The organism is Flavobacterium sp. (genome assembly GCF_036782315.1).
GTDB lineage: Bacteria > Bacteroidota > Bacteroidia > Flavobacteriales > Flavobacteriaceae > Flavobacterium.
Map to the genome: position 1 here is coordinate 180,334 of NZ_DAIPZK010000002.1, position 21,550 is coordinate 201,883.

19 protein-coding genes are annotated in these 21,550 nt (G+C 32.8%); 1 reads left to right on the top strand and 18 read right to left on the bottom strand.

The window, feature by feature from the left end:
- Positions 1 to 38 precede the first annotated feature (38 nt).
- Positions 39 to 1,634: a peptide chain release factor 3 gene (locus V7P59_RS02655; RefSeq protein ID WP_333808546.1), complete on the top strand. Its 1,596-nt coding sequence runs from the start codon at positions 39 to 41 to the stop codon at positions 1,632 to 1,634.
- 41 nt (positions 1,635 to 1,675) lie between these two features.
- Here V7P59_RS02655 and V7P59_RS02660 read toward each other — a convergent pair whose 3' ends face one another.
- The 18 genes from V7P59_RS02660 to argS form a co-directional block, all read right to left on the bottom strand.
- Complete coding sequence (locus tag V7P59_RS02660) at positions 1,676 to 2,134, bottom strand: hypothetical protein (RefSeq protein WP_333808548.1); 459 nt, start codon at positions 2,132 to 2,134, stop codon at positions 1,676 to 1,678.
- Positions 2,135 to 2,244: 110 nt separating this feature from the next.
- Positions 2,245 to 3,126 (bottom strand): bifunctional 5,10-methylenetetrahydrofolate dehydrogenase/5,10-methenyltetrahydrofolate cyclohydrolase, encoded by an 882-nt coding sequence (locus V7P59_RS02665; protein ID WP_333808549.1) that lies wholly within the window; start codon positions 3,124 to 3,126, stop codon positions 2,245 to 2,247.
- Between the two features lie 68 nt (positions 3,127 to 3,194).
- Entirely contained in the window at positions 3,195 to 4,532 is a 1,338-nt protein-coding gene (ffh, locus tag V7P59_RS02670) for a signal recognition particle protein (RefSeq protein ID WP_333808551.1), read from the bottom strand.
- A 129-nt stretch (positions 4,533 to 4,661) separates the two neighbouring features.
- Positions 4,662 to 5,132, bottom strand: coding sequence for a hypothetical protein (locus V7P59_RS02675; protein ID WP_333808552.1), 471 nt, complete (start codon positions 5,130 to 5,132; stop codon positions 4,662 to 4,664).
- Between the two features lie 48 nt (positions 5,133 to 5,180).
- Positions 5,181 to 5,369, bottom strand: coding sequence for a YgaP family membrane protein (locus tag V7P59_RS02680; RefSeq protein WP_333808553.1), 189 nt, complete (start codon positions 5,367 to 5,369; stop codon positions 5,181 to 5,183).
- 11 nt (positions 5,370 to 5,380) lie between these two features.
- A complete protein-coding gene (locus tag V7P59_RS02685) occupies positions 5,381 to 5,686 on the bottom strand; it encodes a hypothetical protein (RefSeq protein ID WP_333808555.1) in 306 nt (101 codons plus the stop codon).
- A gap of 74 nt (positions 5,687 to 5,760) precedes the next feature.
- A complete protein-coding gene (locus V7P59_RS02690; RefSeq protein ID WP_333808557.1) occupies positions 5,761 to 8,958 on the bottom strand; it encodes an efflux RND transporter permease subunit in 3,198 nt (1,065 codons plus the stop codon).
- Positions 8,959 to 9,092: 134 nt separating this feature from the next.
- Entirely contained in the window at positions 9,093 to 10,175 is a 1,083-nt protein-coding gene (locus V7P59_RS02695; RefSeq protein WP_333808559.1) for an efflux RND transporter periplasmic adaptor subunit, read from the bottom strand.
- 112 nt (positions 10,176 to 10,287) lie between these two features.
- Positions 10,288 to 11,595 (bottom strand): TolC family protein, encoded by a 1,308-nt coding sequence (locus V7P59_RS02700; RefSeq protein ID WP_333808561.1) that lies wholly within the window; start codon positions 11,593 to 11,595, stop codon positions 10,288 to 10,290.
- 274 nt (positions 11,596 to 11,869) lie between these two features.
- On the bottom strand, positions 11,870 to 12,076 hold the full coding sequence (locus tag V7P59_RS02705) for a hypothetical protein (RefSeq protein ID WP_333808563.1): 207 nt from the start codon (positions 12,074 to 12,076) through the stop codon (positions 11,870 to 11,872).
- Positions 12,077 to 12,185: 109 nt separating this feature from the next.
- Positions 12,186 to 13,784 (bottom strand): hypothetical protein, encoded by a 1,599-nt coding sequence (locus V7P59_RS02710; RefSeq protein WP_333808564.1) that lies wholly within the window; start codon positions 13,782 to 13,784, stop codon positions 12,186 to 12,188.
- A gap of 62 nt (positions 13,785 to 13,846) precedes the next feature.
- A complete protein-coding gene (locus V7P59_RS02715; RefSeq protein WP_333808565.1) occupies positions 13,847 to 14,089 on the bottom strand; it encodes a hypothetical protein in 243 nt (80 codons plus the stop codon).
- Between the two features lie 136 nt (positions 14,090 to 14,225).
- Positions 14,226 to 14,429, bottom strand: coding sequence for a DUF6132 family protein (locus V7P59_RS02720; RefSeq protein ID WP_333808566.1), 204 nt, complete (start codon positions 14,427 to 14,429; stop codon positions 14,226 to 14,228).
- Positions 14,430 to 14,462: 33 nt separating this feature from the next.
- Entirely contained in the window at positions 14,463 to 15,164 is a 702-nt protein-coding gene (locus V7P59_RS02725; protein ID WP_333808567.1) for an acetolactate decarboxylase, read from the bottom strand.
- Between the two features lie 57 nt (positions 15,165 to 15,221).
- Complete coding sequence (locus V7P59_RS02730; protein ID WP_333808570.1) at positions 15,222 to 16,736, bottom strand: MBOAT family O-acyltransferase; 1,515 nt, start codon at positions 16,734 to 16,736, stop codon at positions 15,222 to 15,224.
- The gene (locus V7P59_RS02735) at positions 16,736 to 18,160 is read right to left on the bottom strand and encodes a GDSL-type esterase/lipase family protein (RefSeq protein WP_333808572.1); all 1,425 of its coding nucleotides are present in this window, start codon (positions 18,158 to 18,160) and stop codon (positions 16,736 to 16,738) included. The genes V7P59_RS02730 and V7P59_RS02735 overlap by 1 nt, the downstream gene beginning before the upstream one ends.
- A complete protein-coding gene (locus tag V7P59_RS02740; RefSeq protein WP_333808574.1) occupies positions 18,150 to 19,601 on the bottom strand; it encodes a hypothetical protein in 1,452 nt (483 codons plus the stop codon). The genes V7P59_RS02735 and V7P59_RS02740 overlap by 11 nt, the downstream gene beginning before the upstream one ends.
- A gap of 90 nt (positions 19,602 to 19,691) precedes the next feature.
- Positions 19,692 to 21,476 (bottom strand): arginine--tRNA ligase, encoded by a 1,785-nt coding sequence (gene argS, locus V7P59_RS02745; RefSeq protein WP_333808576.1) that lies wholly within the window; start codon positions 21,474 to 21,476, stop codon positions 19,692 to 19,694.
- Positions 21,477 to 21,550 lie beyond the last annotated feature (74 nt).

A 21,550-nucleotide genomic window follows, 5' to 3' on the forward strand; every position in this document is an offset into this window, starting at 1 on the left:
TCTACAAAAAAAGTTACTTTTGCACAAAATTTTGAATAATGAGTTTTAAAGAAGAAATAGCAAGAAGACGAACTTTTGGAATTATCTCCCATCCTGATGCCGGAAAAACAACTTTAACTGAAAAATTATTGTTGTTTGGAGGTGCTATTCAAGAGGCTGGAGCTGTAAAAAGTAACAAAATTAAAAAAGGAGCTACTTCCGATTTCATGGAGATTGAAAGGCAAAGAGGAATTTCGGTAGCGACTTCTGTCTTGGCTTTTAACTACAAAAACAAAAAAATCAATATTTTAGATACACCAGGTCACAAAGACTTTGCAGAAGATACCTTTAGAACTTTAACCGCTGTGGATAGTGTTATTGTGGTTATCGACGTTGCAAAAGGGGTTGAGGAACAAACCGAAAAATTAGTGGAAGTTTGTAGAATGCGAAACATTCCAATGATTGTTTTCATTAATAAATTAGACCGTGAAGGTAAAGATGCCTTTGATTTAATGGACGAAGTGGAGAAAAAATTAAAACTTCGCGTTACGCCATTAAGCTTTCCAATTGGAATGGGATACGATTTTCAAGGAATTTACAATATTTGGGAAAAGAACATCAATCTTTTTGAAGGCGATAGCCGTAAAAACATTGAAGAAACAATTGCATTTAACGACATCAACAGTCCGGAACTAGAAGGAATTATTGGAGAAAAACCTGCAAATCGATTAAGAGAAGAATTAGAATTAATTGACGAAGTATATCCTCCATTTGATAGAGAGGAATATTTAGCTGGAGATTTACAACCGGTTTTCTTTGGTTCTGCTTTGAATAATTTTGGAGTTCGTGAATTATTAGATTGTTTCATTGAAATTGCTCCAACACCTAGAGCAAAAGAATCAGACACTAGATTAGTTCAACCAGACGAAACAAAATTCAGTGGATTTGTATTTAAAATCCACGCCAACATGGATCCAAAACACCGCGATCGTTTGGCTTTCATTAAAATTGTTTCGGGAACATTTGAAAAAAACAAACCGTATTTGCATGTACGACACGGAAAAAACATGAAATTCTCGAGTCCTAATGCGTTTTTTGCGGAGAAAAAAGAGATTGTTGATATTTCCTATCCTGGAGATATCGTAGGATTACATGATACTGGTAACTTTAAAATTGGCGACACTTTAACCGAAGGCGAAGTAATGAATTTCCAAGGAATTCCGAGTTTCTCACCAGAACATTTCAGATATATTAACAACGCCGATCCACTAAAATCAAAACAATTAGAAAAAGGAATTGACCAATTAATGGACGAAGGTGTAGCCCAATTATTTACATTAGAAATGAACGGAAGAAAAGTAATTGGAACTGTAGGAGCACTTCAATACGAAGTTATTCAATACCGCTTAGAGCATGAATATGGTGCGAAATGTACATATGAAAATTTCCCTGCTTTTAAAGCGTGTTGGGTAAAACCACAAGATCCTAAAAACGAAGAATTTGCAGAATTCAAACGTGTGAAACAAAAGTTTTTAGGTCATGATAAATATGGTCAATTAGTGTTCTTAGCCGATAGTGATTTCTCTATTCAAATGACACAACAGAAATATCCAACAGTAGAATTATTCTTTACTTCGGATTATCAGAAGAGATAAAAGAAAAGCCATTTCAAACGAAATGGCTTTTTTATCATATTTTATCGAAATTTATTCTTACATATTAAGTACTTACATATTTCATCTTTATTTCTTAAAATAATCTTTTCACTTTCTAAACTTTCTAACGTATAGTGTGACAAATTATTATCAGACCGATATTTTATTATTTCTTTTAAAAACAAATCTATTACTTCTTTCTCTTGAAATGTGAGTTCATTTGGACTGAGATTAGTTATTCCTAGAATCCAAATATCAGTATATTCTTGTTTAAATTTGTATAGACTTGATAATTCATTTGAAAACTTTAAAAACAAATCATTATTTGTTAACACAACCAAAGTTGGTCTAGAAATACTATAGCTTGAATTTACAAATTGAAATGTTGAATATTCAACTTCATTATGTTTAAGAGAAAAATTAGAAATTTGAATATTGACATTTTGTCCAAAGAAAATTTGAACCTTAAATAAGATTAAAAGAAAAATGATTTTTCTCATTAGTATAAATTTTTCCGATTTTTCGTTGAAATAAATTACTTACTCCTAATATACAAATTTTAATAAAAAAGACCTGAAAAATTTCAGGTCTCTAATTATTTATTCTTTTATTATCTATTTCTCTTCTGCTCTCTTGCTAACAAAGTGTTTTTTAACAACATTGCAATGGTCATAGGTCCAACTCCTCCTGGAACTGGTGTTATGTAGGATGCTTTTTTAGAAACATTTTCAAAATCTACGTCGCCTACAATTCTATATCCTTTTTCAGTAGTTTCGTCTTCAACTCTTGTGATTCCTACGTCGATTACCACTACATCGTCCTTTACCATTTCTGCTTTTAGGAAATTTGGAACACCTAGTGCAGAAATAATAATATCGGCTTGTGAAGTAATTTGGTTGATATTTTTAGAATGACTGTGAGTAACTGTTACCGTTGAATTCCCAGGAAAACCTTTTCTTCCCATTAAAATCCCCATAGGACGACCAACAATGTGACTTCTTCCGATAACTACGGTGTGTTTACCATCAGTTGGCACATTATAACGTTCTAATAATTCTAAAATACCAAAAGGTGTTGCTGGAATAAAAGTTGACATATCCAACGCCATTTTTCCAAAGTTTTCAGGATGGAAACCATCTACATCTTTACTTGGATCAATAGCTTCAATGATTTTTTGGGTATCGATTTGTTTTGGCAACGGCAACTGAACAATGAATCCGTCAATATCATCATTTTCATTCAGTTCTTTGATTTTTTTCAACAATTCAATTTCTGTTGTTGTACTTGGCATTTTAATCAAAGTGGATTCAAAACCTACGCGCTCACATGATTTTACTTTGCTTCCTACATAAGTCAAACTCGCTCCATCGTTACCCACAATAATGGCAGCTAAATGTGGTACTTTTTCCCCTTTTGCTTTCATTTGAGCTACCTCAGCAGCGATTTCATTTTTAATATCTTCCGATACTTTTTTTCCGTCTAATAATTGCATTTGTTTTTTGTTTGTTGTGTTGTTTTTATATGCTATAAAAAAGACGCGATGAATCGCGTCTTTACAGTTTATCTCATGCCTTTCATTCCACCCATGGCTTTCATAAGGTTTTTACCTGCACCACCTTGCATCATTTTCATCATTTTGCTCATTTGGTCAAATTGCTTCATTAATTGGTTTACTTCTTCAATTTTTCTACCCGAACCTTTCGCAATTCTCGTTTTACGTTTCACATCAATAATAGATGGTTTGCTTCTTTCTGCAGGCGTCATCGAGTGAATGATAGCTTCAATATGTTTGAAAGCATCGTCTTGAATTTCTACATCTTTTAATGCTTTTCCAGCGCCAGGAATCATTCCAACAAGGTCTTTCATATTACCCATTTTCTTGATTTGCTGGATTTGCGCTAAGAAATCGTCAAAACCAAATTCGTTTTTAGCGATTTTCTTCTGTAATTTTCGTGCTTCTTCTTCGTCGTATTGTTCTTGTGCTCTTTCTACTAAGGAAACAACGTCTCCCATTCCTAAGATTCTATCTGCCATACGAGAAGGATAGAACACATCGATAGCTTCCATTTTTTCACCTGTACCGATGAACTTAATTGGTTTATTTACTACCGATTTAATCGAAATGGCAGCTCCACCACGCGTATCACCATCTAACTTCGTTAAGATAACTCCATCAAAATTCAATCGATCGTTGAACGCTTTTGCTGTATTTACTGCATCTTGTCCGGTCATTGCATCTACCACAAATAACGTTTCTTGTGGTTGAATTGCTTTGTGAACATTCGCAATTTCGTTCATCATTTCTTCATCCACAGCCAAACGACCAGCGGTATCGATAATGACTACGTTGAAACCGTTTGCTTTTGCATGCTTGATAGCGTTTTGAGCAATTTCAACAGGATTTTTATTTTCAGGTTCTGAATATACTTCAACCCCAATTTGTCCACCCACTACGTGCAACTGATTAATTGCGGCAGGACGATAGATATCACAAGCAACCAATAAAGGTTTTTTACTTTTTTTAGTCTTTAAAAAGTTGGCTAATTTTCCAGAAAAAGTAGTTTTACCAGAACCTTGTAAACCCGACATTAAGATTACAGAAGGATTTCCAGATAAATTAACTCCAGCGGCATCACCACCCATTAATTCGGTTAATTCGTCTTTAACGATTTTAACCATTAATTGTCCTGGTTGCAATGTAGTTAATACGTTTTCACCAATAGCTTTCTCCTTTACTCTTGTGGTAAAATCTTTAGCAATCTTGAAGTTTACGTCGGCATCTAATAAAGCTCTACGAACTTCTTTAAGAGTATCGGCAACGTTAACATCGGTAATTTTACCGTGTCCTTTTAATATATGAAACGCTTTATCTAACTTATCGCTTAAATTATCAAACATAATGCTGTTTTTGTTTAATGAGGTGCAAAGATAAGATAAAGTTATAAAGTTGCAAAGCAAGAAAATGGGTTTGTTTTAAATATAAAAAACCAGCTCTAAAAGCTGGTTTAATAAATATTTTTAAGCAAATTAATTTTTTTCAAAAGTCAAATAATCTGTACCACCATTTCCTCCGCTCACATCAACTAACTCAATTTTAGTTGCAGTATAACTTACTATATCCCAATCATCTGACAAATCATCCACAAAAGAAGCTGGAGCAGGCGTTGTAAACAAAATATTAAAATCTAAATCACTATCTGGACTATCATCAGTACTATTATCTGCTGTTACCGACCAAGCACCTGTAAAAGTTGTAGTATTAGCAGCTGTTAATACACCATTTGGCCCGAATGTAAAAATATAATTTGAATAATTTGTAGTTTCATTTACACCTGAATCTTCATATAACGTAATTCGCCATGTGCCTTGACTTACTATATTAATAACTGAAGAAGGATCTGCAACATTATTATTGTTATCATCATCATCGCTACACATAGAAGCCACATTTATCACAAAAACTAATGATAAAATAGAGATTAATTTAAACTTTTTCATAATTAAGGTTTTTATTTAAAAACGCTAAATTATAAAAAATAGTACTTATTAATCTTGAATCTTAAATACTTTTCTTAAAATATCTTCCATTAAACACCATTTGGTAATGGAGGATTGCAATAAATTAACTCCCACAAATAAGGTAAACCAATACCAATTTTCGTTTACATACATCCCTAAAAGAACACTTAAAATAATAAAAGTTCCGGCTACTGCTCTTACAATTCTATTTATCATGATTTCTATTTTTAATTATATTTTTCTACCGAAAAAACGGCTAAATGAACTTTTGAATTAGATTCTTGTTTTTTATTAAATGCTGTTACTTCTTCAAATAAAGCATCTAGATTATGTTGCAAGATAAAGGCGTAAAACATTACGGAATCCGTTTCATTCATTTCTGAACCAAACCAATTATTCTCTACACTTTCTTCAGAAGCATCTCTAAAACCTTTTACATCTCGGTAAGAATACGATTTTACTTTGGCTTCTTTTAGCATCTTTTTGACATCTTTTTCAAACTCTGCTATTGCGGTGATTAATACTAATTTCATATTTTGGCCCCACCTAACCTCCCCAATGGGGAGGAAACTATCGAGGTAAGTTTTTTTATGATTAAACATTTTTATTATTTATTATTCTCCCATTTTTTGCGTTCGGTGATGTAGTAAATCAAAGGAACAACTATTAATGTTAATAAGGTAGAAACAATGGCACCTGCTACTAACGAAATCGCTAACCCTTGGAAAATTGGATCAAACAAGATGATGGATGCTCCAATAACTACTGCTCCTGTCGTTAATAAAATTGGGGTTGTTCTAACGGCTCCAGCTTCAATAATAGCTTGCTTCATTGGAATACCATCATTCAATCGGATTTCGATAAAGTCAATTAATAATACTGAATTCCGAACCATAACTCCTGCCAAAGCAATCATTCCGATAAATGAAGTTGCGGTGAAAAACGCTCCTAAAACCCAATGTCCTAATACAATTCCAACTAATGATAAAGGAATCGCAACCATCATTACAATTGGTGTTTTGAAATTTTGGAACCAACCTACAATCAACATATAAATAATAATGATTACCACTAAGAAAGCCGCTCCTAAATCACGAAACACTTCTAATGTAATTTGCCATTCTCCATCCCATTTTACCGTAAAATCACTTTCATCTGAAGGAGAATCCATATACAATTCGTTTACTTTATAACCTTTTGGTAATTGCATTTTTTCTAACTTCTCATTCATTCCCAAAATAGCATAAACCGGACTTTCTAGTGCTCCCGCCATATCGGCTAGAACATAAATTACGCGTTTTTGGTCTTTTCTGTAAATCGTATTTTGTAATGTATCAGTTCTAACTTTTACCAAATCACTTACAGGAACTACATTACCACGACTTCCTTTGATTTTCAAATTTTGAATATCTTGAATCGAAGTTTTGTCTTTGTCTTCTAATGAAAGAGTAATACCTACTGGATTATTTGAACGCTCATCATACAAGTTAGAAACTGGCATTTCTCTTAATAAATAGGTCAAATTACCAACAACTTGTTGAGGGGCGATTCCGTTTAACATGGCTTTTTCTCTATCCACCTCCAATTTGTATTCTACCTGTGGCGCTTCTACCATCCAATCGGTATCTACTACATCAGTAGTAGTTTCTAAAATGGTTTTTACTTGATTTGCTACTTTGATTTGCTCTTCGTAGTTTGGTCCGTAAACCTCAGCAACTAAAGTTGATAATACGGGTGGTCCTGGTGGGACTTCAACAATCTTAACATTCGCTCCATATTTGTTTGCAATTTTTTGCACTTCTGGACGCACTACTTTTGCAATATCATGACTTTGTAAATCTCTATCTTCTTTGTGTAATAAATTCACTTGAATGTCCGCCATATTGCTTCCGCCACGCATATCGTAATGACGAACTAAACCATTGAAAGTTATAGGAGCAGAAGCGCCAATATAATTTTGGTAATCCACTACTTCAGGAACTGTTGAAAGATATTGCGCAATTTCTTTTGTAACCGCTGCCGTTCTTTCTAAAGTAGTTCCTTCTGGCATATCAATTACCACTTGGAATTCGTTTTTGTTATCAAAAGGCAACATTTTTACCGCTACTGATTTCGTAAAGAACATCAACACGGAACCTAATAAAAGTACAATCGTAACGATGAACATTAGATTACGTTTCTTCGAATTATCTAAAAGCGGTTGCTCCACTCTTTTATAGATTTTATAAATCCAAGAAGTCTCTAACCCTTGTTCTTCTTTATGTTCTTGCTCGTCTTTTTCGTGTAATAAATGATATCCCAAATAAGGTGTTACAGTCAAAGCTACAAACAATGACAACATCATGGCAATAGAAGCACCAATAGGCATCGGACTCATGTATGGTCCCATCATTCCGGATACGAAAGCCATTGGTAAGATAGCTGCAATTACTGTAAGCGTTGCTAAAATCGTTGGGTTACCCACTTCGTTAATCGCATAAATCGCAGCTTGTTTAAAGGGTAGTCGTTTCATTTTGAAATGACGGTGCATGTTTTCGGCAATAATGATACTGTCGTCCACAACAATACCTACTACGAATACCAAAGCGAAAAGCGTGATTCGGTTTAAGGTATATCCTAATAAATAGTAACTAAATAAAGTTAAAGCGAAGGTTAAAGGAACTGAGAAGAAAACCACTAATCCACCTCTCCAGCCCATAGCTAACATTACCAAAACCGTTACCGCAATGATTGCAACACCTAAGTGTAATAATAACTCACCTACTTTGTGCGATGCAGTTTCTCCATAATTTCTAGAAACCTCAACGTGTACATCTTCCGGGATAATATTTTTCTTTAAAGTTTCAACTCTCTCTAATATTTTCTCTGAAATCTGCATCGCATCGGCACCTTTAACTTTTGCTACCGAAATAGTAACAGCAGGATATTCCGAATTAAATTTTGAGAATTTTTCATTCGCTTTCCCGTATCCAAAAGAAACATAATTCTTAGGTGTTTGTGGTCCGTCTTGAATAGATGCGACTTGTTTTAAGTAAACTGGCATGTTGTTATTTACACCTACTACCAAGTTTTCTACATCTTCTGAAGTAGATAAAAACTTACCTGTTGTAACTAAATACTCCGTGTCATTTTGAACAAAACTTCCTGATTGTGAACTTCCGTTATTAGCCTGAATCATTTGCATAATGCTCAATGCATCCACACCATTTTCAGCCATTTTATCCTTATCTAAAACTACTTTTAGTTCGCGGGTTCTTCCACCAATTTCTTTCGTAATAGCAACGTCTTTTACTTTTTCAATTTCCGAAGTAACTTCTTCCGCAATTTGACGTAATTGGAAATCATCATATTTTTCACTCCAAAGCGTTAATCCCAACATTGGAACATCGTCAATCGAACGCGTTTTTACGATGGGTTGCATTACTCCTTCTGGGAACATAGTACGATTTTTCATCAATTCGTCGTATAATTTTACATACGAATCTTCGCTGTTTTCGCCTACATAAAATTGCACTACCAACATCGAATAGCCATTCATCGCCATACTGTGAATATGCTCAACACCTTTGATATTTCCAATGATTTTTTCTAATGGTTTTACTACTCTACTTTCAATCTCAGACGGACTTGCGCCAGGATACATGACCATAACATCGGCCATAGGAACGTTAATTTGCGGTTCTTCTTCCCTAGGAATTAAGAACGAACTGTAAGTACCAATAATCATCAAAGCCACCATTAATAAAATGGTTAGTTTTGAGTTGATAAAAAAATTGGCTATTTTACCTGATATACCTTCTTGCATGATTTTAGCCCCCTTACCCCCAAAGGGGCAAATTGTTGGGGTGAAATTAAATTAAACATTATTTTACTGTGAGTTATTCAACTCAAACTTTGCCTACGTATTTTCTCCTCCCCTTTGGGGAGGTTGGGTGGGGCTTACTGAACACTAACCTTAGCTCCGTTGAATAATTTTCCTTCTGCAGAAACAATATATTGCTCATCAGTTGATAATCCTGATAACACTTCTACTTGATCTCCGTATGTTTTTCCAATTCGTAACCATCTTAAAATAGCGAAATTACCACTTCCAATAGTATAAATTCCTGTCAATTGACCTTGTTTTACTAAAGCGCTTTCTGGTATTAGAACCACATCTGATTTTACAGTAGTTGTTTCTTTTTTAGCCGTTGGAAATTGCACATTTACAAACATTCCAGATAAAATTTCTTTATCCATTTTATCCAAAGTCACTTTTACCAAATATTGCCCACCTGTATTTTTTGCAGACAAACTCACTTCAGACACTTTTCCAGTAACTTCTTTATTTAATGATTTCACATTGATTTTTACTGGCATTCCGTTTTTTACATTGGAAATATCACTTTCTGAAACCATTGCCGTTACTTGTAATTTTGAAGCGCCTTCTATACTTACTAAAGGCATTCCTGGATTGGCCATATCACCTTCTTTTACGAATGTATTGGTTACCGTTCCTGAAAATGGAGCTGTAATGTTGGAATAAGAAAACTGCGCCATCACTTCATTTCGTATTTGTTTGGCGGCTTCTAAACCTGCTTTTGCCATTTCGTAGCGTGCTGTCATATCGTCCAATTCTTTTTGCGAAGCCGATTGTTGTGCAAATAAATTCACAAAACGATCATAATCTTTTTTCGCATTGTTGTACGCTGCGGTAGCTTGTGTTATAGAAGCGTCAACTTGTGCTTTTTTCGCTTGTAAATCGGTGTTATTGATGCTTACCAAAAGTTGTCCAGCCGAAACATTTTGTCCCACTTTTACATTTACTTTGGTTACATAACCCATCATTCTAGTGCTTAGATTCGCACTATTCTCTGATTCAATTTTCCCACTTGCTGTTATGTATGGATTATTAGAATTATCTGAATTTCCAGCAACTTTTACTGAAATTGCAGGTAAATCAGCAATATTTTCTTTTTTATCACTTCCACAAGAAGTTAAGATTAGTGATGATAAAGTGATGATTGTTATTATTTTTTTCATGTTGTTATTTTTATTTTTTATTTTTTGGAACTCTGATTTAAGAAATTTGAGAAATCTAAAAATCTGATTTAATTATACTTTGTCTTAATTCTTAATACTTAAATCTTAATTCTTACTTGGTTAAAAATTGTAAGTATTGTTTAGTAAAGTTATATTCGAAAACGGCATGCAAATGTTCTAATTCTTTTTGCGCCATTTGCGTTTCCGCCATTAATAAATCGGTTGTTTTTTCTAAACCTTGAGTGAATCTGTTTTGACGAATTCTGTAAGCTTCTTGTGATTGTTCGAAAGCTAATTTGGATAAATTCACTTTGTTTTCCGCATCAATCAATTGACGATTGGTTTTACTCAATTCTAACTGACTTTGTTTTTTGTATTGTTCAGTTTCAACCGTTGCTTTTTCAAAATCAGCTTTTGCTTTTTGTGTTTTTCCGATGTTTTTATAACCATCAAAAACATTCCATGATAATTGTGCTCCTACTAAATACCCTTTTGCTGAAGTTTGAAAAATATTTTGGTCATACAATTCATAACTTCCAAAAGCATTTAATCGAGGTAAGAATCCAAATTTAGATGATTGAAACATTTTTTGATACGCTTCTGTTGATTTTTGCATCGCTTGAATATCTTTTCTAGAATCAGAAAGTATAATATTCATACTTTCAATAGCAATTTTATTATCTAATGTTTCAGCTGGTTTATAGGTTTTTCCAGCCATATCTTCGTTTAATAAAAACGCTAAATAATCCGAAGCGTTTTGCACATTCGATTTGGCATATTGCAATTGATTCGCAATTTCATTTACTCGAACTTGGACATTTAATAAATCGGTTTTTTGTAACATTCCGTTTTTGAAATAGTTGTCTACCAATTTTAGATTTCCTTGTGCTGTTGTATTTGCTTTTTCTAAAACTTTTACCGCTTTATAAGCCAATTGCAATTGCATATACGCTTTTGAAACTTCAAGTTCTAAATATTCTTTAGTGCGCTCTGTTTGCAATTGAAAAGCATCCATTTTAGCTTTTGCAGCTTGTCTTCCATACAAACCATCTAAATTAATTAGAGGTTGTTGTACTTCTATTTTAGTAGCAAAATTTTGCGTCTTATCAGGATCATTTAACAATGCTGGATTAAAATCAGATGCTGTTAAAATTTCCTGATTTAATTTCGAACCAAAAGCCATTAATGGATTGGTAGTCGTTATTCCAGTATGCGAAACATTGATATTAGGAAGAAAAAGTGCATTTGATTGACGATAATCTGCTCTTGCCGATTGAAATGATTTTTCTGCAACTTTAATTTGAAGATTATTTTCCGTGACTTTTTGTATCAAATCATTTTTTGAAATCGTCAAAGTATCTTGTGCAAAAGCTACACTTGTTACCATTCCTAATACGATTAATAAATTGACTTTTTTCATAGGATAGTTTTATTCATATTTTACGATACAAATGTACATTCGTATAAAAAGGTAGTCGGTAACAAGAGTTACATAGCTTTGTGACAATTGTTACAAATAGAAAGAGCGCCTGTAAAGACGCTCTGACTAACCAATAAAACTAAAACAATCATCAATTTCTTAATGAATTGTTTACCAAAATTATGACTTTATAAAAACTCATTCAGTTACATTTGTTACATAAAAAAAAACGCCCCGATTAAATCGAGGCGTTTCAAATTTATTTTGAATAAAATTATTCTGCTTTTTTCTCAGCAGCTTTTTTTGATGAGCAACATCCTCCTGATTTAGCTTCTGAGCCACAAGATTTTTTTTCTTCAGTTGAACAAGATTTTTCAGTTTTAGCTGTTTCTTTTTTTGCTTTTTTCTTTGGCTCTTGAGCGTTAACATTCATTGATAACATAAAAGCAGCAACAGCCATAATAGAAACTAATTTTTTCATTTTTTGTATTTTTAAATTGTTATTTATTCTTTTTTGTTTGTATTGTACTATTACAAATATATATAATTTTAGAAATAGCACTCTTAATTTTTTATTAAATTAACATTTATTACTTTTTAATTACTTTTTGAGAAACATAAAATTTATCATCAAATATAAAAGTAATGATTACCATTTTTGAGTTTACAGGCGAAATATCAAAGCTCATAACATTTTTACCTATTTTAGCATCTTCAATTTCACCTTCTTCTACTAACTTACCGTCTAAACTTGTAAGCATATAATTGAGTTTAGCTGCATAAGGCATGTCAAATTCTATACGAACAGTATCGTTAGATGTTGGATTAGGCGAAACCGTAAAAGAAAATGGATTGTTACCATTTATTTGAGGAGAACTTAACATAGAATTCCTCACCAACTTCACTTCGTAAATCGTAGGATCAGCACTTGTTAAATTGGTTTGATTATCTGTAAAAGCTGAAGGAGACGAACTCTGAATGCCACCAAACAAATGTCCAATTACAAATTCATTATCAGTAATATTTGATAATTGAATTACTTCATTTGAATAATGCGGTAAATTTTCATTTGGGATAAATTCGGCTCCAGCTCCTTTTAAATTAGGCATTTCAATAGGTAATTGATATTCAAGTAAACTTCCATCTGCAAAACGAGTAGTTCTACTGATAGTTTTCACAAAAGGAACGGTAGCATCTTGAATTAAATTTCCAGCTTGATAAAAATACTGACTCATACCGCCAAAAAACAAATTGTGCATTCTGTTATTAGTAGCGTCATACAAACAAGCTTTTCCGCTGTGATAATTACTCAAATATTGATTGAATTGCGTTTGCGGAAAATAACCGCTTGCTTTGATATCTACCGGATACAAAAATGGTAAATCAACCGCAATTTGAAAAACTCCAGACGAAATGGTGTAACCTAATTCTCCATTAGGAAATACTTGAGGCAACAAATTATAATCGCGACGATGCAAATGAACCGCATCTACGATTTCTTCATAATTTGCATAACTTAAATTACTTCCTGAATTATCAATAGTGAATTTTCTGATGGCATTCGAATAGGTTTGAGTAAAGGTAGGGTTATTCATTGGATTGTATCGACCATCAAAACGATGTCCACCCACCAAATAAAATGTATTCCCAATTTTACCCAACTGTCCACCTGTAATCGCAAAAATATTATTTGAAATTTGCTTGAAATATGATGTTATTGGTGTTCCAGCAATAATAGCATTAATTAAATTAGGCACATCAACCGAAGTCAAATTATTGAACGTTTTATGATCAGCAGTAGTTGCTGAATAAGCGTATCCTCCAATGATAAACAAAGCATTCCCATCTTGATAAAAATTCATGTTAGTCGATTGCAATTGCTCTTTAATTCCTGTTGGAAGCGAATTCAATGAAGCTGACCAAGATTGCTGTGTAGCAATATCAACTACATAAATATCCTTATTATTTTGAGCATCTGGGAAGGCATTAAAAGGTTGGCGCGCATGAACACCATCTTTTCTTCCGCCAATAATTAACCACTTCCCATTGTGTTGCGCAAAAGCATAGGAATGCAACCCTGGTAATCCCGTTACCGATACAGGTGTTAACACCACATCATATTCAAAGGTGTTTTGTGCTGTTGTTGACTGAAAAAAAGCCAACAAAAACAAGATTAGTATATTTTTCATTTTATTCCATTATAAATTAAGTCTGTGCAAAAAACACAAACGTAAAAATCAACTTTTCTTAGTTAGGAAATGGAAAAATTAGGCGGATGCCAAATAGAATGTTGGTATTTAGAAATAAAGATTTTTTCGTAGTTTGATTGTTCTTTTTCGATTTGAAATTCAGAAAAAGTAATTTCTGGTTTAAAATCCAATTCATCTACAAATTGAACGGGACTAAAATTCAAGCTCATGATGATTTTTCCCTTCTCACAACCTGAAGATTCTGAACCTGATTTATGACAGGTTTGCTCGCAATTTTCACTCATTAGCATTTTTATTGCTCTAACCGATGGTAAAGCCACCAAAAGCAATAAATAAAAACATATTATGTGACCAAAAAATTTCATTTAACAAATGTATACAAACTTTAAAAACATTTGGTAACATTTGTTACATAAGAAATTAAGATGGTTTCTTTTTAAAGAAATCGCTAATCATATTAAAAAGCAATCCACCTAAAACACCACCATAAAGAGAACTGTTTAAGGGTTTTGACGTAATAGAACAAGTTCCGGAAACACATCCAACATAATGGTAATAAGCATAACCCGAAATTAATCCGATTACAACACCTATTGAAGTAATAATAATTATTTTCCTATCCATTTTATTTTCGAAATCTATTTGAATGAGCAACAATTACTTAGAAATCCAAAGTTTTAGATTTTTGAATGTAACTGATTCTACATGTCCCATATCTTTTTCATCTTGAGCAACTAAATGAACATGCAAATTTGTATCGTGATGTGTAAAAACCGCATGATGATGAGCTGAATAAAATCCGATTAAATTTGCTTTTCTATCTTTTAAAATATAGTTTACTTGTCCTTGATGTGCTTCATCATGACTGCTAACGGTTTTGATATGCTTTGGCAAATTCACTACATGAATATCGGTTTCTTCAACTTCTGCTTCAATTTTAAAAGCAAAAGGTTTTTCATCTGAATTGGGTAATGAAGCTAAAAAGGTTTCTAAAGAAATTAAATCCACTACACTTTTCGGAACTTCAAGCGAAGCCCAATTTTCAACATTGGCATACACAAAAAAAGGTGCTTTCACATCAAAAGTTTGAGATACTACCATAGTCGAATCAGCATTCACTCTTGAAACATAACTCTTGCCATCAAAAACAGTGATTTCTCCTGATAAATACTCAATTGGTCCTAAACCGTATAAGTGTTTTTTATTGGCAATTGTATCTAAATGAATGGTCCCGAACAACTCCCCTTTCTTCATTACATTTTTCATCGCACCCGACCATTTCACTTCTGAAACGGTTGACTTTTCAGATGAACAACTGAATAATAAAGGTAAAAGTCCGAATAGAATAAACTTCTTCATGAGTTATTTTTTTTTCAAAACTAGTAAATTGGATTTTACTAAGCGTAACAAAAGTTACTAAAACTGAAAATAAATAAATGGTTGCGTATCGGCAGAAGCTGTTGCATACACTACCCAATAAATCAACCCTAACAATACAGCTTTCGCAACTAACGGCAAAGTTGAAAATGTTTTTTGCATACCAGCTAAAGTTTTCACTGGAATAAAATGCCAAACTACTCCAATTGCAATTAATAAAAAGACATTTTTATAACCTAAAATAATGGTTTGCCATTGATTTAAATCGAAAGTTAATTTGGTTACATTATCAGCAATTTGAAATGCCGTTGCAAAGTCTTTTGCTCTAAAAAACAGCCAACAAAATACTACAAAATGGAAAGTCAAGATAACTTGAATGGTTCTTACGAAAACATTTTTAGGCAATTTAATAAACTGACCAAAGAATTTCTCAACCACTAAAGCCAATCCGTGTAAAACGCCCCAAACCACAAATTTCCATGAAGCGCCGTGCCATAAACCTCCTAGCAACATGGTCATAAATAAGTTGAAATAGGTTCTGATTTTTCCTTTTCGGTTTCCACCTAAAGAAATGTATAAGTAGTCTCGTAACCAACTCGAAAGTGAAATATGCCATCTTCTCCAAAACTCGGTAATAGAACCAGATTGATAAGGCGTTCTAAAGTTATCAGGCAACCAGAATCCCATTAATAAAGCCAATCCGATTGCTATATCAGAATATCCAGAGAAGTCACAATATATTTGAATGGCATAACCATAAGACGCCATTAAATTCTCAAAAGCAGTATAACTATTTGGGGCATCAAAAACGCGATCAACGAAATTAGATGAAATATAATCTGAGATAACTGCTTTTTTTAGCAATCCACCAATAATTAGAAATAAAGCACGATTGAAATCTTCTTTCGTCAACTTTAATTTCTCATAAATCTGAGGAATGAAATCACTTGCTCTAACGATTGGACCCGCTACTAATTGCGGAAAAAACGACACGAAGAACAAGAAATCCATAAAGCTTTTCGTGGGTTCTAATTCTCTTCGGTAAACGTCAATTGTGTAGCTTAAGGTTTGGAAAGTGTAAAAAGAAATACCAACAGGAAGAACAATATCTTCAAACTTCATATTTCCATCAAAAAGGGAATTGTAATTGTCGATGAAGAAATTAGTATATTTAAAGTAAGCCAACATTCCTAAGTTAATCACCAAACTTAAAATCAGATAAAACTTGCGATAGAATTGTTGGGCTTCTACATAAATTAATCGAGAAAGCGAATAATCTACTACCGATGAAAATATCAAAATCCAAAAATAAACACCACTTGATTTATAATAGAAAAACAATGAAAACAACACTACATAAGTTATTCTGAAATAATGTGTTTTTCGAGATAAAATATAAATGAAGTAAAAGATTAAAAACAAACCTAAAAACAAAGCGCTATTGAATAATAACGGTTGTTTTGGATTGTAAACAAACCAATTTTCGATTGTTTTTAAATCGATATTCCCTACATTTTCAAAAAACCAATTTTGTATGCTAAAAAGTGCTTTCACTACTGCTTTGCCGATTTAAATAATTCGTATGATTGTAAAAATGCATCAAAAAACAATTCGCCTTGCTTTTCATATCCAGCTTTTGAATAATGCACTTTATCTTTTGCCATATAGCCTTTAGCTGCAATTCGGCTAATGGATTTATTTCCACCAAAAACATCTAAAAGATTCCATACCGCGTAATTTTTAATATGCGCATTATCTTCTATAATTTCAGCGTATTTTTCAATAAATGTGTTTTTATATTTTCGATGTAAAACCGAAGGTGGCGAAGTCATTACTAAAACACAAGTTTGCGGATTTTTTTCTTTAATTCCTTGAATCATTTGACTCAAGCTAGCATAGTATTGTTCACCCGATTGTTTGTCAAAACTTTCATTAGTTCCTAAAGAAATAATTACTAAATCAGGATTTAAAGCTGGCAACTGTTCATTAAATAATCGGAACTTATTGTAATCTGAAGCTTTTGCACCATTAACCCCAATACTATGATAAATAACACCCGAATTATCGTTTTCTAAAACCAATCCGTTTAAAGCAAAATCATCAATTTCTTGATTCGGAACTATAGCAATTTTATCTAAAGGAGTTTCCGAAATATAATCGTTTGAAAACAAAGAAGGTTGTAATTCGATAGGAACATATTCCGTTTTTGTTGTGGTTTTGGATTGTGTTCCATGGGTTGGAATCGTTAAAACTTTTCCATCTCGAATGATATCACTTTTTAATCCATTTGCTTTTTTAAGAGCTTTTAAAGAAACATCATATTTGTTAGCAATTCCTCCTAAAACTTCACCTGGTTTTACTTTATGTGTAATTTTTTTTGGAACTTTTTTCTCAATAACAATACTTTTATTAGAAATCGAAACATCAAACAAATTGACATTTTGCGGTGTAATTACTTTTAATTTTGTAAAATAATATTGAGCATCTTTCACGTTCAATTGAATCGCAAAATCTTTTGAATTGGTTTCCATAGAAAAACCACTCAAACCAACGGGTCTATTAGCATCGGCATATAAATTTCTAAAACTTTGAAAATTGCCAGAGGCTGAATAACGAATTGGTGAACTGTTATTTGTTTTTGCTACACTATACGGGAACGTAAAACCAAATCCTCCATTACCATAAACTTTTTGAAACTGAGCACGAATTTTTGCTGTGAACAAATCCGCTTGAATATGCGAATCGCCAATATGCACAATATTTATCTTACCCAATTTACTTTGCTCTAATTGGTACATTTTTTCATAAAATGACAAAAGTGCATTAGGGTTATGAATATCATTTCCTGTGAAAGTAACTTCGATAGAATCATTAACTGGAAGATCGACATATAACGAATCCATTGGTACTAACAACGTATCTTGAGCAAATCCAAAAAAAGAAAATCCCAATAAAAACATCAAAATTTTATTCTTCATATACTGAATCTTTATTGGTGATTATACTATCTTTTTTAATGGGAACAGCAGGTTTTTTACGCTTTTTTCTCAATTCTTTATACATCTCATAGCCTTGATTTAACTGGGTAAAAATCAAATTAGCAGCTTGCTTTGCACCTCTATGATTAAAATGGGTATAATCTTTATTGGCTCGAGCTGGTTCTTGCTCTACCCACTGAATCATCGAACCATCGCCTCCCATTAAAGTAAACATATTTACAAATCCAGATTGGGATTTAATGGCATAACGCTTTTGAGCCGTATTTAATGGTACAACAGCAGAATCTGTTTTCATTTCCATATCATACTTGGTAGATTTATCTGCCGTAGAAACAATTAAAATTGCCACACCTGGAAAACATTCTTTTAAATGAGCTACCACTTTTTCCATTCGTTTTTCGTACCAACCATAGTTCAATGAACCATAATTTAAAACATTAGCTCCATATTGCAACACGATTAAATCATAATCTAACTTTGCATGAAAACCACGCATTGTTGCAACATCAAAACTACCAATAGGCAAACCTGAATTTCCTCTATTCGAAAAATTATCTACATGAACGCCTTTTCCATCATCAAAATTGAATCCGTAAATTGGAATTGAATCGGCTTTTTTGAAATTAACTTTCAAGCTTTTTAAATTACTCTCAGAAAGTAATAAAGTGTTAACTACTGAATTTGGCGCTAACTTTTTTGAAATCGTATCCGTTCCAATAGTGTATTTAATTTTACCATTCTTATTTTTAGAACTTCCGTAAAATAAGGTTGGTTGAGGCAATTCAGTAGCAAATTTTGTATTATTAGCTTTATATTTTACCCACGCCACATTAGCGGTATCATTAGCAAAAAACACATGTCCGTTAACACCAAAAGGCTTTGATGGATGTTTTACTTTTAAATACGATTGGGTTTTCCAATTTCCCGAAAATTCATGTGTAATAGAACTTCTTGAACTTGCTGATTCTGATGTAATATTAACAAATCCTACTCCTTGCCCACCAAATTTTTCTTGCAAATACGTTCTAAAATCTTTTACAATTAAATCGCCATCGGTCATGGAATCTCCAAAGTAAGCAATGCGAACATTACCTTCTTTTTTGGTTTCTAATTGAAACAACTTTTCAAAAAAAGTTGCTAAATATTGATTTCCCGTATATTCTTCAAAGGTTTCTGGTGGAAATTGAATCCCATTAACTACTTTGTAATCAATAATGGTTTTTGCCATAGAATCTTCAGACGTTACGCCTTCATCTTCTGCAATAGCCTCTAAAAGCAAACTATCAACCACTACATTTTTAGAACTAAGCGTATCTTGGGAAAGTAGTTTCTTTGGTAAAAACGTTTTGAATGCTAAAAAAGACAATCCAGAAACGATTACCACAATTAAAGTTTGAAAAAAATATTTTGATGTATTCATTTATTAAATTTCAATTTCAAGTACAATCCCGAAGCTTCGGGACAAAAATCAAGAATAAGTTCTAACTCGTAACTTTAAACTCGTACTCGCTTACATTCTTTCTGGAACTTCAATTCCTAATAATTGAAATGCATTTTTAATTGTATTCCCAACAGATTTTGACAATTGTACTCTAAATACTTTTTTATCTTGATTTTCTTCTCCCAAAATAGAAACTTGTTGATAAAACGAATTGAATTCTTTTACCAAATCATACGTATAATTCGCAATCAAAGCTGGACTATGATTTTGTGCCGCATTTTGAAGAACTTCAGGGAATAATTGTATTTGCTTGATTAATTCTTTCTCTTTTTCATGTATCTCGACTTCGCTTGAAGTGACAACATTTTCAATATCAAAATCTGCTTTTCTTAAAATAGATTGAATACGTGCATAAGTATACTGAATAAACGGCCCCGTATTTCCATTAAAATCAACTGATTCTTCTGGGTTAAACATCATTTGTTTTTTTGGATCTACCTTTAACATATAATATTTCAATGCGCCTAAACCAATAACTTGATACAATTTCGCTTTTTCATCATCATTATATCCGTCTAATTTTCCTAGTTCTTCAGATATAGTTTGAGCGGTTGTTGTCATTTCTGCCATTAAATCATCCGCATCTACAACGGTTCCTTCACGCGATTTCATTTTTCCAGAAGGTAATTCTACCATTCCATACGATAAATGATATAAGCTATCCGCCCAATCAAATCCTAACTTTTTCAAGATTAGAAACAATACTTTGAAATGATAATCTTGCTCATTTCCTACGGTGTAAACCATTCCTCCAACATCTGGAAAATCTTTAACACGTTGGATGGCGGTTCCAATATCTTGCGTCATATAAACCGCTGTACCATCAGAACGAAGTACGATTTTTCTATCTAAACCATCCGCAGTTAAATCAATCCAAACCGAACCATCTGGGTCTTTCTCGAAAATGCCTTTTTCTAAACCAAATTGTACTACTTCTTTTCCAAGTAAATACGTGTTGGATTCATAATAATAGCTATCAAAATCAACGCCAAGATTTTTGTAGGTTTGTTCAAAACCATCATAAACCCACTGATTCATGGTTTTCCATAATGCTACCACTTGTTCATCACCAGCTTCCCATTTACGCAACATTTCTTGTGCTTCTAAAATAGAAGGAGCTAGTTTTTTTGCTTCATCTTCAGTTTTACCTTGAGCAATTAATTCAGAAATTTCTTTTTTATATTGTTTGTCGAATTCAACATAGAAATTCCCAACCAATTTATCTCCTTTCAATCCTGATGTTTCTGGCGTTTGTCCGTTTCCGAACTTTTGCCACGCTAACATCGATTTACAAATATGAATTCCTCTATCGTTGATGATTTGGGTTTTGTATACTTTTTTTCCAGAAGCTTTAATAATTTCAGCAACTGAATATCCTAATAAATTATTTCGAATATGACCTAAGTGCAACGGTTTATTAGTATTTGGTGAAGAATATTCTACCATAACCGCTTTTTCTCCTTCTTTTGGAGCTACAAAACCAAATGTTTCGTTGTTTTTAATCGAATTGAAAAATTCTATATAAAAAGCATCCGAAATTACGATATTTAAAAATCCACCTACCACATTAAACTTAGCCACTTCACTTGCGTTAGCAACTAAGTAATTTCCTATCTGGTTTCCAATTTCAACAGGATTACCTTTTAAGGTTTTCACTAAAGGAAAAACAACCATAGTAATATCACCTTCAAACTCTTTCCTAGTAGCTTGAAATTCAACTTTTTCAATAGAAATATTGAACAATTCTTCAACTGCTTTTTGGATGTGTTTTGTTAATGTGTGATGTAATGTCATTTTACCTTATTTTTTTGAACGTGCAAAGGTAAGAATTTTGACAATAGGATGATGAAATAAAATTTCAGAAATCG